At 56.6% G+C, this 13706-nt stretch carries 7 protein-coding genes and 1 pseudogene; 4 read left to right on the top strand and 4 right to left on the bottom strand.

The features are described 5' to 3' along the window. The first annotated feature begins 7 nt into the window (after nt 1-7). Nucleotides 8-5194, top strand: coding sequence for an SDR family NAD(P)-dependent oxidoreductase (locus tag ACF8AM_RS07560; protein ID WP_392555045.1), 5187 nt, complete (start codon nt 8-10; stop codon nt 5192-5194). Nucleotides 5195-5226: 32 nt separating this feature from the next. Here the strand turns inward: ACF8AM_RS07560 and ACF8AM_RS07555 are convergent, their stop codons facing one another. Then, nucleotides 5227-5907, bottom strand: a complete 681-nt coding sequence (locus ACF8AM_RS07555; protein ID WP_392555044.1) for a response regulator — start codon at nt 5905-5907, stop codon at nt 5227-5229. Between the two features lie 203 nt (nt 5908-6110). On the opposite strand from ACF8AM_RS07555, the gene ACF8AM_RS07550 reads away from it, so the two are divergent. Then, entirely contained in the window at nt 6111-6491 is a 381-nt protein-coding gene (locus ACF8AM_RS07550; RefSeq protein ID WP_392555043.1) for an ATP-binding protein, read from the top strand. A gap of 93 nt (nt 6492-6584) precedes the next feature. Here ACF8AM_RS07550 and ACF8AM_RS07545 read toward each other — a convergent pair whose 3' ends face one another. Further along, entirely contained in the window at nt 6585-9236 is a 2652-nt protein-coding gene (locus ACF8AM_RS07545; protein WP_392555042.1) for an alpha/beta hydrolase-fold protein, read from the bottom strand. Between the two features lie 200 nt (nt 9237-9436). Here ACF8AM_RS07545 and ACF8AM_RS07540 point away from each other — a divergent pair, with 200 nt between their 5' ends. Further along, nucleotides 9437-10387: a cobalamin-binding protein gene (locus ACF8AM_RS07540; RefSeq protein WP_392555041.1), complete on the top strand. Its 951-nt coding sequence runs from the start codon at nt 9437-9439 to the stop codon at nt 10385-10387. 9 nt (nt 10388-10396) lie between these two features. On the opposite strand, the gene ACF8AM_RS07535 is transcribed toward ACF8AM_RS07540, so the two are convergent. Together ACF8AM_RS07535 and ACF8AM_RS07530 are read right to left on the bottom strand one after the other, a co-directional pair. After that, nucleotides 10397-11464, bottom strand: a complete 1068-nt coding sequence (locus tag ACF8AM_RS07535; RefSeq protein WP_392555040.1) for a UbiA family prenyltransferase — start codon at nt 11462-11464, stop codon at nt 10397-10399. Next, nucleotides 11464-12663 carry a hypothetical protein gene (locus ACF8AM_RS07530; protein WP_392555039.1) on the bottom strand — a complete coding sequence of 400 codons (1200 nt, stop codon included), beginning with the start codon at nt 12661-12663 and terminating at the stop codon, nt 11464-11466. The genes ACF8AM_RS07535 and ACF8AM_RS07530 overlap by 1 nt, the downstream gene beginning before the upstream one ends. Before the next feature lie 306 nt (nt 12664-12969). Here ACF8AM_RS07530 and ACF8AM_RS07525 point away from each other — a divergent pair. Next, nucleotides 12970-13706 (top strand): annotated as a pseudogene (locus tag ACF8AM_RS07525) (hypothetical protein); the annotation flags it as partial.

Genomic DNA, 13706 nt, shown 5'->3' with positions numbered 1-13706 from the left:
GAGCAGGATGAACGCGACGATCAGCGTCGAGGGGCTCAGGTCACTGGCGGACCTCGAAACGTTCGCCAAATACTGCGACGAAACTGGAATCGCGTCGAAAGCACTGCAGGTCTCGCACGCGTTTCACTCCCAGTTGATGGAACCGATGCTCGATGAATTTCGCAAGATTGCGGAGCAGTGCGAATTCAAGACACCGCGTATTCCTTTGATCAGCAACCTGACGGGAGAGCCACTGACCAAGGCTTGGGACGCAGACTATCTGTGCGACCACATCCGCAACGCCGTTCGCTTTGAACCCAGCATGCGGACGCTTTCCGAGATGGACATCGACGTGATGCTGGAGGTCGGCCCTTCGCCAATCCTGACAGGCATGGGCAAACGTTGCTTGCCAGACAGCACCGCGACTTGGACAACGTCGCTGCGGTCAGGCAACGACGACGAAACGGTTCTGTACGAAGCGGTGGGCGACGTTCACGCTCGCGGCGGCAAAATCGATTGGCGTGCCTTCGATCAACCTTGGAAACGAGGACGTTTGGTCTTGCCAACCTATCCTTTTGACCGCCAACGGTACTGGCTGGATCCATCGGATGAAATCGTTGAGGATCCATCCCGCAGTCGATCGGGCACGGGCGAACGGTTGCATCCAATGCTGGGACGACTGCAACCGTCGGCTCTGCAAAGTCGATTGTATGAAAACACCTTGTCAGCTCGCTCACCGGAGTTCTTAGGCGATCACGCGGTGCAAGGATCAGTCAACTTGCCCGGGGCCGCGTTCATGGAAGTCGCCTTTGCCGCAGCACGCGATCGCTTCGGTTCAGGGACGCATGCAATCACAGATGCGAACATTGAACAAGCCATGTTCGTCAGCGAAGATCGTTGGAAAACGTTTCAAACCATCGTCGATGAAAGCCTTTCCCTCGACATCTTCTCTCGCGACCGTGCGGATACCAGAGAGGCATGGCAAAGGCACATGTCAGCGTCATTGGTTCCCTCGGAACAGACAGACGAATCAACTGGCGTCGAGGTTGTTCTGCCACCTTCCAGCATGGCTACCGTTGCGGAACGTTTTGTCGGCGGGAAAGACCACGACGAATTCTATGACCTGATGTCGCGTCGGCGACTGGAATACGGGCCACGCTTCCGGATGCTGCATCGCGTTGACTATTCGATCAGCGAAGCACTGGGACAAATCCAGTGCGATGAATCCACGGAATCTGAATTCGACGATTATATCTTGCATCCCGTTTTGGGCGACGCGTTGATGCAGACATTCTCCGCACTTGTGCCGCGTCCAGACCACAACACGTTCAGCGAAGCGACTTACATGCCCACGAAAGTTTCGCGGGCAGTGGTGCATCAAAAACCCAGCGGGACCCTTCGCACTTACGGCCGACGAACTTCCCCCGGCGATGTCTTGGATCCCGAGTTCGTCGAAGGTGACGTTTGGCTGGTCAATGAAAACAATGAGGTCGTCGCCGAATGGACTGGCGTCCGTGTGACGCGCGTCGGACGAGTTGGCGGGGGCGCGTCTGAGTCACTGGATGATTCGCTTTATCAAATCGATTGGCAGGACACTGACTCATCTCCTGCCGTACCCGCTGAGACGGATTTGAGCGGTCAGCAAGTCTGGTTGCTAGGAAACGCGGGAGCACTACAGGAGTCTGTTTCGAAGCAACTGACTGATCTGGGCGCCGAGGTTGTCCAAGGGAACTTGGGCACGGATCTGAATTCGCTCAACGGTCAATCGGCTTCGACGACTTCCCTCGCGGCGATCATCACGCTTTGGGATTCCACCGATGAATCCACGGATCCAGCGAGAGAGGCAGAGACCGCCTGCCAGACGGCTCTCATGCAGTTCCGTTCCGCCATTCAAAACGCTTCCCTCGGAAAACACTTTCGCGGTTGGTGGCATGTCACCAAGGCCGCCCAGGCGGTGTCTGCATCAGAGCCCTCGATCGATCTGTCTCATGCCGCTCTGTGGGGAATGATTCGCGTCGCGATGATGGAACTGGCGGATCTCAAGCCTTCCCTGTTGGATTTGGATTTATCGGCATCCGACGAAGACAACGCGTCCGCCACCGTTGCCGAGATCGTTGCGGCGGACGAGGAAGATCACATTGCCTACCGAGGTGGTTCACGTCACCTGGGACGACTGGTGAAACGTCACGCCCCCGCGGATTCAGGCGTGGAGAAGTCGATCACGATTCCGACGCAACCACACCGTTTGCGTTTCCGGCAAACAGGCAGTTTTGATTCGCTGTACTTTGAACCGATGGAACGCGAATCACCTCACGGCAGCGAGGTCGAACTGCGGGTGAATGCGGCGGGATTGAACTTCAGCGACGTGTTAAAGGTGATGGGGTTGTACCCCGGAATCACCGACACAGTGGTGCCGCTTGGGATTGAATGCTCGGGCGTTGTCACCGCAATCGGCAAAGACGTGAAGCGTTTTCAAGTTGGCGACCCCGTGATGGGTGTCGCCCCGTTCAGTTTTGGTTCGCACGCGAAAACACCGGAATACACACTGGTCAAACGCCCGTCTGGTATCGACGACGTGGAGGCCGCAACGATTCCGATCGCGTTTCTGACCGCTTGGTACGGGTTGGTTCACTTGGCCGATGTTCAACCGGGTGAACGGGTGTTGATTCACGCTGGCGCGGGCGGGGTTGGCTTGGCCGCGACTCAGATTGCGCAGTTTCTTGATGCCGAAGTCATCGCGACCGCGGGCAGCGATGAGAAACGCGAATTTCTTCGTGGCATCGGTGTGAAGCATGTCTTCAATTCGCGAACCACCGAGTTCGCCGACGACATTCGGCGAGCCTTTGGCGGAGAAGGCGTGGACGTGGTTTTGAATTCACTGCCCGGTGAAGCGATTCCGAAAAGTCTCGGAGTGCTCAACGCGTACGGTCGCTTCTTAGAAATCGGCAAAACCGACATCTACCAAGATCGCAAAGTTGGGCTGTTGCCCTTCCAAGACAACCTGTCCTATCACGCAATCGATTTGGATCGCGTGTTGCGGCAGCGTCCAGCGAAGATTGAATCGTTGTGGAAAGAGCTTGCCGAACGATTCGAAGCCGGCGACTTGCAACCGATCGCTTGCACCGAATTTGATCAGACCGAAATGGTCGAAACGTTTCGCTACATGGCTCAGCGAAAAAACATCGGCAAAGTCATCACGCGAATGACGACGCAGGTAGACCTTGATTCCGCGAATGCATCAGCCACAAAGCAGACGCCGCCCGCTTCGACCGTCTTGATCACCGGCGGCACCGGCGCAATTGGATTCAAATTGGCAAAACGATTGATCGACGATGGTGCGACCAGCATCGCGTTACTTTCGCGCCGCGAACCCGTTGGCGAAGTGGCCGCGAAGATCGAAGCGTTGTCCAGCGATTCTGCTCGCGTCACGGTGCTGCAAGGGGACGTCGGGGACCTCGACTCACTGCGATCCGCACTGAAGGATCTTCCAAACGACACGCCTCCGATCGGGCATGTCTACCACGCCGCCGGTGTCCTACAAGATGGACTGTTGATGGACATGACAGCGGAACAGTTGCTCGTTCCGATGAGTCCGAAAGTGCAAGGCGGATGGAACCTGCATGTCGCAACGAAAGATCTGCCGATCGAAACGTTCGTTTTGTTCTCGTCCATCGCCGCTTGCTTGGGCTCGCCAGGACAAGCCAACTATGCCGCGGCCAATTCGTTCTTGGACGCTCTGGCCGAGTATCGACGTGGCAAAGGTTTGCCAGCGACCAGCATTGCTTGGGGACCGTGGGCGGAATCGGGTATGGCAGCAACAGAAGACCGGTCGTCGCAGTTGGAATCTCGAGGCATGCGATTGCTTCCCGCCGAGGCGTGCTTGCAAACGATGCAGGAACTCATCGAGGCCGGCGATCATTATGTCGCCGTGATGGATGTGGATTGGCCGGCGATGACCACCAGCATGCGTCGCAATCGACCGTTCTTCGTCGAATTCGCTGACAGTTCACAGGCCGACGCGGGTTCGATAGTGGACCAAGTCGATCATGAGTTCCGGGCACAGTTGGCGGGCATCTCAGACGATGAACGAACCGACCGCTTGCGTCATTACTTCGCATCCGAGTTGGCTCGTTTGATGGGCTGGGAAGCCGAGCAAATTGACGTGAAGCAAAAGCTCAGTGAACTGGGAATGGATTCACTGATCGCCATGGAACTGAAGAACAATCTCGAACAACGATTGGCCATCACCATTCCAATGTCCGCCCTGGTGGAGTCACCCTCCATCAACAGTTTGGTCGGTCACGTGGTTTCCCAGTTCGCCGAGGAAGATGGAATCATCAAGACCGCGAATGAAACGCCAGCACAAAAGGCGAACGATCGGACAGCGTTGATTGTCCCGTTGAAAGCCGACGGAAACCGTTCGCCTTGGTTGTGCATTCATCCGCTGGGCGGATCGACCGCGTGCTACTCCGATTTTTCAAAACAGGTCGATGAAGACCAACCCGTTTTCGCGTTGGTTGGTGGGGGATCCGACGGTGTCAGCGAACCACCGACATCCTTGGATGCCATGATGGAAGAGTATGTTGGCATCGTCCAAGAACAATTTGCAGATCGCGAACTGAGATTGATTGGCTGGTCCGCGGGCGGCGTGTTTGCTCTGGAACTTGCTCGTCGCTTAGAAAAGATCGGCCGCGAGGATGTGACGGTGACGCTGCTCGACACTCCTCTTCCATCCATTTATCGCAATGTGGATCCGAACGATGACGTTCAGTTCGTTGCCGACCTGATTCAATTCTCCAATGCGTTTTCCGGGACGGACATGCATCTGTCTACGGAGGAACTGCGAGAGGCAAGAACGACCGGCAAGATTTGGGAGCGGGTGTTGGAGGAAGCCCAGCGTGCAGGGGTCCTCAGCCAATCGGCTTCGCCAGAGATGGTTCGCAAATTGATCGACACCAGCCGCCAACATGTGCAGTTCATCAAGTCGTATGAAGTCGATCCGGCCAGCCCCAGCGTGCAATTGATTCTGCCCGTGCAAACAACTGCGTTAGAAGGTTCCTCAGGAGAACGCTGGACCGATCATCTGGACTGGGCCTCCTTGCTGGACAAGGACGTCGTTGTGGAACAAACCAATGGCGATCACTTCACCATGCTGATCGGCGAACATGCCCGCGAATTGGCAAAACGGATGGAACAGCACGCGATTGCCAAATGACATCGCGAATTATCAAGGTGCGACCACGTGGTTCACTTGGCCATCAAGTACCCCACTCCGCGAACCGATTTGATTCGCGTGGGTTGGTTTGGATCATCACCGAGTTTGCGCCGGACACGTGAGACGCGCAGATCAATCGAACGATCCAGTCCATCGTATGGCAACCCCAACAGATCGACGTAAATGTCCTTGCGAGCCACGACAGAACCAGCACGCACCGCCAAGTATTCGATCAAGTCAAACTCGGCAGTGGTCATCTCGATTGGATCTCCCGCGATGGTGACCTGACGCTTGGCAGGAGTCACAACGAGATCACCGACAACGATTCGGTCCTCTTCATCCAGTTGCGTGTCGGATTTTCGCAGATGGTTTTTCAGACGTGCCAACAACGCACGCGGACGAACCGGTTTGCTCATGAAATCGTCCGCTCCGACTTCCAACGCGACCACTTCGTCGATCTCTTCGCCGCGAGCCGTCAGCACAATGATGGGCCCCGAAAATTGATTTCGCACTGAACGGCAAACATCAATCCCGTTCATACCAGGCAGACCGATATCCAACACAATGGCGTCAAAGCGATTGTGGACGATTCTTTTGGCTGCGAGTTCACCATCGTTCTCGATTTCAACCGTGAAACCGTGTTCATGGAGAAAATCGCTGACCATTGCTGCCAGGTGGGTGTCATCCTCGACCAGAAGCAGTCGGTCTTGCATTGCATCTTTTCCTACTCGGGCATGAATATTCAGACGGTTGGAACCCCAGTCCTGACAAAAGGTTCCGGAACAAAACACCGGTGGGAACGAATCCCTCCGAGAAACAATTTTCGCGTTCATTTGGCGGAACCCTGGGTGGGAATCGGCATTGAAGGGTTGCCGAGAGTGGAGACTCACACGGTTTCACCAAACAGGATGAAAAGATGAATCGAAAATCACTGACTTGTAGCAATGGGCACCATTTGCGAGCCGCCGAGGCGCTGGTTGGCAAGACTTTGCCCTGCCCTCGGTGCGGAGTCCCGGTCACCATTCCGTGGGAAGAATCTTTCGATGTCCCCGAGGATCCACCTCAGCGCGACCCTTTGTCGGACACGGGAGTGATGCGAATTCTGGGGGAGGCCGACCTGACGGCTCCACCCAAGGAAACACCAGCCAATGACCCGGTGGCAGGATCGCAACGACCATGTCCGCGATGCGAGTATTTGGTCAGCGACCAATCCACCGTCTGCCCCCAGTGCAGTTGCTACATGGGCGCGTTGCCTCAATTCTTGCAAGCGTTGCTTCCCAAGAATCGGTCCGCTTGAGCGAACCGCGGCCTTGGACTCTGAGTTGCCACGGCGTTCCCTTCGAGGAATCAGATGCGATCGCCTCGAAGGGACGGGGACTCAAAAAAGAACTCACTTACCGACGGTCAATTCCCGAACGTAGATCGTCGATCCATTGGTCACGTAAAGACGCGAGTGCTCGGGCCCTGCCAGCACGCAACTGGTTAGCGGCTTTTCCGGATTTGGTTTGGGAAGCACACCACAGGGACGTCCCGTCGGATCAAAGACCTGCACGCCGAGTTCGCTGGTGACGTAGTAACGGCCGATCTTATCAACTGCCATGCCATCCCCCTTGGATGCCGACAAATACGGCGGAGGTTCATTGAATTTGAACTCGCCCTTGGGATCGATTGGCAACCGCATTGGCATGGTTGGCATCTTGGCATCGAGCACTCCATCCGGGTTGACTCGGAACGTCCAAGTCGATTCACCACCATGATCCGACACCGCCAAGGTGCCGCCGTCATTGGACAACGCGATCCCGTTGGGACGTTTGATGCCGACGTCAGCGGGAGTCACCTCTCCGGTTTCCATGTTGATCCGTGTGACTTGATGCGCCCCCGTTTCAGTGATGAACAAGTAACCTTCATCGGAAACAGCAAGATCATTCGGACGCACGTTTTCAGCGATCGTTTTCACTTCGCCGGACTCGGGGTCAATTGATATCACTCGCTTCTTGGATCCCTGGCAGGCATAGAGCAAACCATCGGGACCGAGCATCAAACCGCTCACCGATTCTTTCGCGATGACCGTCTTGGATTGATCACTCGCGCTAACGCGGACAACCGCGGGAGCACGCATGTCGCAGTAGTAAAAATTCCCCTTCGCGTCGCTGCACGGCGCGTCGGCAAAGCCAAGGTTATCGGCGACGACTTCCCATGATTTGCCCGGCACCAGAAGATTCAGCAGCGTCAGGTCACCTCGCAGGTCATCCGAGGTGTCGATCGACGGCGTGTGAGTGTCCTTCCGCCACAACCATTTCATGGCTTCGGGGAACTGCATGCTTCCGAAGTCCGCATTGTGCCCATAGCCTTCTGCCCAATCCAATCGCACATCGTAGCCCATGTATTTCAGCGACGATTCCATGCGTTGGTTGGCGATCGGCCAGTGCCCAAACGGGTTATCGTTGTCACCGCTGGTGTCCGCCATGTAAACGCGAATTGGCTTTGGTTCAGTCTTTCGAATGAGTGAGGGATAGATGTCACCGCCACGCAGATTCACGAAGCTTCCCACACTCGAGTAGACCTTGCGGAACTGGTCGGGACGTTCCCAAGCCACGGTGAACGCACAGATCGCACCGGAACTGGATCCGCCAATCGCACGCATATTGGGATCGTCGGAAAGATTGTATTTCTTCTCGACCTCAGGAAGAATTTCTTCCAACAAGAACCGGCTGTAGCGATCGCCGAGGCTGTCGTACTCGAAGCCTCGAATGGACGACTTGCGACCCTTGCGAGGTTTCGACTTGTCATGGCCGGGATTGAGGAAGACCGCGATGGTCGGTGGCATGTCACCGCTGGCAATCAGGTTGTCAAACACGGTTGGGATTCGCCAGCGGCCTTTGGTGTCGCGCATCCGCTCACCATCTTGAAACACCATCAATGCCGCGGGTTCGTTGGGGTCATATTGAGCCGGAACGTAGACGGCCCAATCTCGAATCGTGTTGTCGAAGATCTTCGAATGCCACGGCGGCATTGATTCGACTTTGCCTTGTGGGACGCTTTCATTGACGACGGCGAGCGGGTGAGGTTCCCACTTCGGTTTGGTCGATGCAGGCGGGACAACAGTGGATTCCGCGTCGTCATTCCATAGCCATTTCAGTGCACTGGGCAATTCCTTTCCGCCCCATTGGCCGCTGTGCCCTCCTTCCGTCATGACGAATTTGTATTGGTAACCTGCGAACTGAAGTGCAGCGGCCATGTCACGGTTCGCAAGCGGCCAGTTGCCGTGCAGGTTGCTCAGGTCGTCGCGTCCTTCTTGCAAGTAGACTTGAATTGGTTTGGGGTTGGATTTGGTTTTGCGAATCAAACCGGGATAGGCCCAACCGCCACGAATGTTCGTGAAGCTGCCGATGTGGCTGAGCACCTTGCCAAATTGATCGGGACGTTCCCAGGCCACGGTGAAGGCACAGATACCGCCGGAAGAAATGCCGGCGACAGCGCGCCGTTTGGGATCAGACGAAACGTGCAAGTCCTTCAAGGCCACCGGAAGGAACTCATCGATCAAGAATCCCGCGTAGCGATCTCCGAGCGAATCGTACTCGAACGAACGATTGCTACGAGCCTTGGCACCGGGTTTGGTGGGCGGAATCGTGCCGGGATTGACGAACACGGCAACCGTGGGTGGCAACGAACCTTTCGCGATCAAATTGTCCAGCACGATCGGAACGCGAAAAGAACCGTTGGGTTTGGCGTAATTCATGCCATCCATGAACACCATCAAGTTCGCAGGCGTCTTCGGATCGTATTGGGAAGGAACATAAACGGCATAGTCTCGACGTGTTCCGGGGAAGGTTTCGCTCGTGTCGAAAACGCCCTTGGTGAGTTTGCCTTTCGGGACACCTTTCTGTACCGATCGGAGCGCTTCGTCGTCGGCGTGCGTGATCGAGGTGAGCGACGAAACACAGATGAACGCCAAAAGGAACAGACAGCTTGTCGGACGAATCCAGGAAACGAAACGCTTCCCAGATGAAGAGGTCGATCGCGGGACGGGGAGATGATGCATGGTGAAAAACTCGGCGGGATGGTTCGGGTGAGACCGTTAGGGTGGGAATCCTCGCTGGTAAATTCGCGAGAGGGGGACCTGATCATCGTTGCTGAAGAGACGCCAAGCAAGTCCGGCGTACAGACAGGCATCCCGGCTGGGAAGATCGCGGACGCGTGATAAGTTTCTTTCACGACAACACTCCCCCAAGCAAACTCCTTATGAACATCATTTCACTTCTACCCAGCGCAACCGAAATCGTCTGTGCGCTGGGGCTGGAAGACCAATTGGTGGGCGTCACGCACGAGTGTGATTTTCCAGCTGGTGTCGCGCGTCTTCCCAAAGTGACTCAGACGTTGATCCCGCATGATGCGAGCAGTGGTGAGATCGACGCGATGGTTCGGGAGCGATTGCAAACCGAGCGCGCGCTGTACTCACTCAACATGCCGGTGGTGGAATCGTTGTGTCCCGATCTGATCGTGACCCAGGCGTTGTGCGACGTGTGTGCGGTCGCTGAGTCGGAAGTCAACGCGGCAGCGTGCTCCCTGCCCGGCCAGCCACGCGTGGTGAACTTGGAACCGACCTCGTTGTCAGAAATGTTTGACTGCATCACCTTGGTTGGAAAAGCCGCCAACTGTTCCGATCGGGCTGAGACGCTGATCGGCAGCCTGCGATCACGGGTCGACCGAGTACAGCAGCGTACGACAAAATGGCTGTCCCGACCGGGCGTCCAAGTGCCTCGCGTGATGTTGTTGGAATGGATTGCCCCACCGTTCAGCGCAGGCCACTGGAGCCCCGAGTTGGTTCGAATCGCGGGCGGCAACGAATGCGTCGGCGAGGCGGGCGAGCGTTCCGTGACCACATCGTGGGACCAAATACGAGACGCGGATCCCGACGTATTGTTCATCGCATGCTGCGGTTTCAGCGTTTCCCGAACACTAGACGATTTGCCGATTCTGCAAGGCTATCCCGGCTGGTCCGAGATGAAATGCGTTCGCGAAGGACGAGTTCACGTGGTCGACGGTTCCGCCTACTTCAGTCGGCCAGGGCCGCGGCTCGTGGACAGCTTGGAAATCCTTGCCAATGCCCTTCACCCTCAGACGCATCCTCTGCCCGATGACATGCCACCGGCGTTGAGATTGTCCACGGACCAACTGAAGAGCGCTAGCTGACTCGGAAGGTCAGGTGACTCGGAAGCGGCGCGCCAGCCACATCGAGGGGACCATCAAGGCAAAAACGCCGAGCGATGGAATGGCTCCCGCCCCAAGCATGGTGATTGCGGCCATCAAGGGAATGATCGCCATGATCGCGGACTTGATCGTCAATTGAATGCGTTTGGGCGACGGTGATTGCCACGCCGTCCAACCTCTTGCCAACGTTGGCACAATCATCAAAGCAATCGTGGCGGGGAAAATCACAACCGGATCAATTTGCCAACCTTTGGTCCAGTTCACAGGCACGTCAGTGTCGGCGAGAACACCTGCAAAACGCGGTGCGAAAGCCAACACGACTCCGCCCAGTGTCATCCCAAACCAGCCCAGCGGCAGATGCATGCTGCGGTCACCAATCGCTTCGCGACGCGCGAACGTGGTGACTCCGGTGATGTACAGTCCCATGCCGATTGCGAAGGCAAACGTGACAGGTGTGATGTGCATCCAGACGGGTTCCCCCAGCACCGAGACGCGTCCCTGCCATTGTTCCGCGGGGATCACCGAGTGAGCCGCGGTGGATCCCAGAAGGAAGCTCAGAACGCGGCATCCCCCCATCAGCACCGACGCGATTCGTGTTCGTTTGAACGGGCCATCGTAGGCGACGATGCAAACGCTCAAGAGCACGGCGATCACACCAGGAACCATGCCGATCAGGGTCGCCAAAACCGTCCCAACAACAAGCATTCCCCAGCCAGCCATCCGAGCTTCGGCCAATCGAATCTCGCGACGTGGAAGCGGTCGTTCGCTGCGGGCTCGCCGATCGGCGCGGATGTCAAAGACGTCGTTGAGCACCATGCCGCCCCAGTACAGTGCGACTCCGGATGCAACCACCAAGACCATCGAGAGCCAGACCGAACCGGCCGTGTCATCTCCTGATCGCAACCAACCGCTGGCACCGAGCACCAACAAGAACGAGGCCGAGACATCAGCGACGACGGTGAATCCATTGGGCAACCGAACCAGTTTCGCCCACGAAAACAAACGGGATCCCAGATTGACGTTTTTGGGAAGCGAAGAGCGAGAAGATTTGGAATTCATTAGCGACGGAGCAGTCGACTTTGACGTTCCGTGATCGCGATCCCGTAGCGGGACAAGTAGCGATCGGTCTCGTTGGTGAACTCGACGTCAAGGTCTTGGTTTTCAAAGCGAAAACGACCGATCGGCGGTGGCGAGATCGGACGCAGCGAATACAGCTCAATCAAACTGATCAAAGGACAATTCAGCATTCGTTGACTGGATGTTCGCCGGGCAGGGGTGGAATCGTCAACCACACCGTCTTTGTTCATGACTGTCTGTTGCTCTTCGAGCACACCTTCACAGCCATCGGGTGCGTCGGTCTCGCCATCCCGACCTTCATCGATTGGCTGGTGAGCGGGGTCGCCCCAATATTCGATTCGCAGCGGCAACCCTTTGCCAAACCCAGTTTCCGGATCGTTGTTCCGCGCGATCAACACCACGACTTGTGTGGGGCAAAGTTCGGGCCAGGTCTTGGTGCCGAATTCTTCCAACCGTTGGGCGCGTAAATCGTCACGCAGGGTTCCCTTGACGATCCAAACATCACGGCCCTCCAGTTGCCCGGACTGCAAAGTCAGATCGTGTTCCGTCGCAATGGTGTCCATCATTTCGGTCCAGCCACCGACTCGCACGCTGGGTTTCAGTGTCGTTGGGGAGGCAGAATCTCGCGTGCCGCGTCCCATCAACGAAGCCAACGAATCATTGACCCATTGGTCCAGACGTCCGACATCCACGCGTCGCAACGAGACTTGCTCGCCAATCTGCTCTCGTGTCCAAGCCAGCCGACCATCGCTGACTTGTTGCAGCGTGTGTTTTCCGTCGCCGTCGAGCATCGTGACTTGCAAATTGAACTGGCCGGTTCCCTGGCCTGCTTGTTCGTAAGTCCCCACACCCAAGATTTCGCGACCGCTGACCCAAACCCGCTGGCGAACTTTCGCGTCAAAAGCGGGTCCGTGAGCGATTCGTTGAATGGTTTGAGCGACCAATCGGTCGGCCGGGCCATTTGTTTTGGGCTGGAATGAATCCGCCCCGGCCGCCTGAATTTCTTTGCAAACAGCCGTCGCCAGGCCGCCAAACAGAATACAAACGAAGAGGCAGAATGCGATTTTCCCCAACGTTTCCGGGGGTTTTGGGCGATTCACCATCCTCCACCGACCTGCATCGGCATCGCACCAGTCGTGCTGGTCCAGACAGTCAAAGCAGTCGTGCGGGTGAATCTTCATGGGGAGGTTATGACGATTTTGCCAAAGAAATGCCCCCTCGCGTGCCGATGAGCTGAGCAGTGACTGATCCTGACAGAACAGTTGCGGGGAAGGATGGCCGATCCTAGGTCGTTCTCCCGCTTCGCGTCCAGTCAGATCTGGTCACAACTGAACACCACTGACTTTCCATTTTGATTTGATTCAACGATTGAATCACAACCAGTTCTTGTTCCACACTGCGTGAAACGCGAACGAGTCGCTTGTCGACTTGTCCGATTCATCGCGAGTGTTGGGGGAAGAACCCAGCGACCCAAGACGGGGGAAAAGATGAAACGAATCGTCACTCATTTGGCGCTTGCGGCGGCCACGGCGATCCTCGCCACCGGATGTGTGCCGGTTCGCCACAACCTGCCTCCGGAACAGCGGATGATGCAACCTGGTCCAGGTGTCGGAGGCCCCGGCCCCGGCGTCTTGGGCCCACAGGCCTACGGCATGATGGGAGCGAACGCTCCTGCAGCTGCCACAGGCACCGAAGGCATGATCACGGAAGGAGCCGTTGATGGCGGCCTCAGTGAATTGCCTTCCAGCATCGCAAAGGCAGGACAGAGCAACCCCGAAATTCAGCAAGTCGGTTTCCGTCAACTCGCCGGTGGCGATTGTGGAAACGGCGGGAACGGCGGATGTCTCGGTGGCGGATCGAACATTCCTCCTGGCGGCGGCGTGGCAATGATGCCACCACCCGGCATGATGCCCGCAATGGTTTCGACCGCTCAGGTTACCTTTGGCAATCCAGATGGCATGCAAGTTCGCTATGACCAATCGGGTGCCGGGATGTTCGACAGTGAACCCTTGGTGGTTCCTGCTCGTCAGAACTTCCCACAAGGCGGTCTGTATCGCTTGAAGTTGACCAACATTCCAAGCCGTCCCGGTGTGGAACTGTACCCAACCGTTGAATTGGCCTACGCCAACCCACGGACCGGTGCTTACTTGGCTCACAACTCGGTGCCGATCCAGTTCACCGAAGAAGACTTCGACCAAGTCTTGACTGGTAACTTCGTCACCAA

The sequence above is a fragment of the Rhodopirellula sp. JB055 genome, assembly GCF_043100905.1.
Classification (GTDB): domain Bacteria; phylum Planctomycetota; class Planctomycetia; order Pirellulales; family Pirellulaceae; genus Rhodopirellula.
Note: the sequence above shows the minus strand (reverse complement) of the source record. Positions and strands in the feature narration are given on the sequence as shown.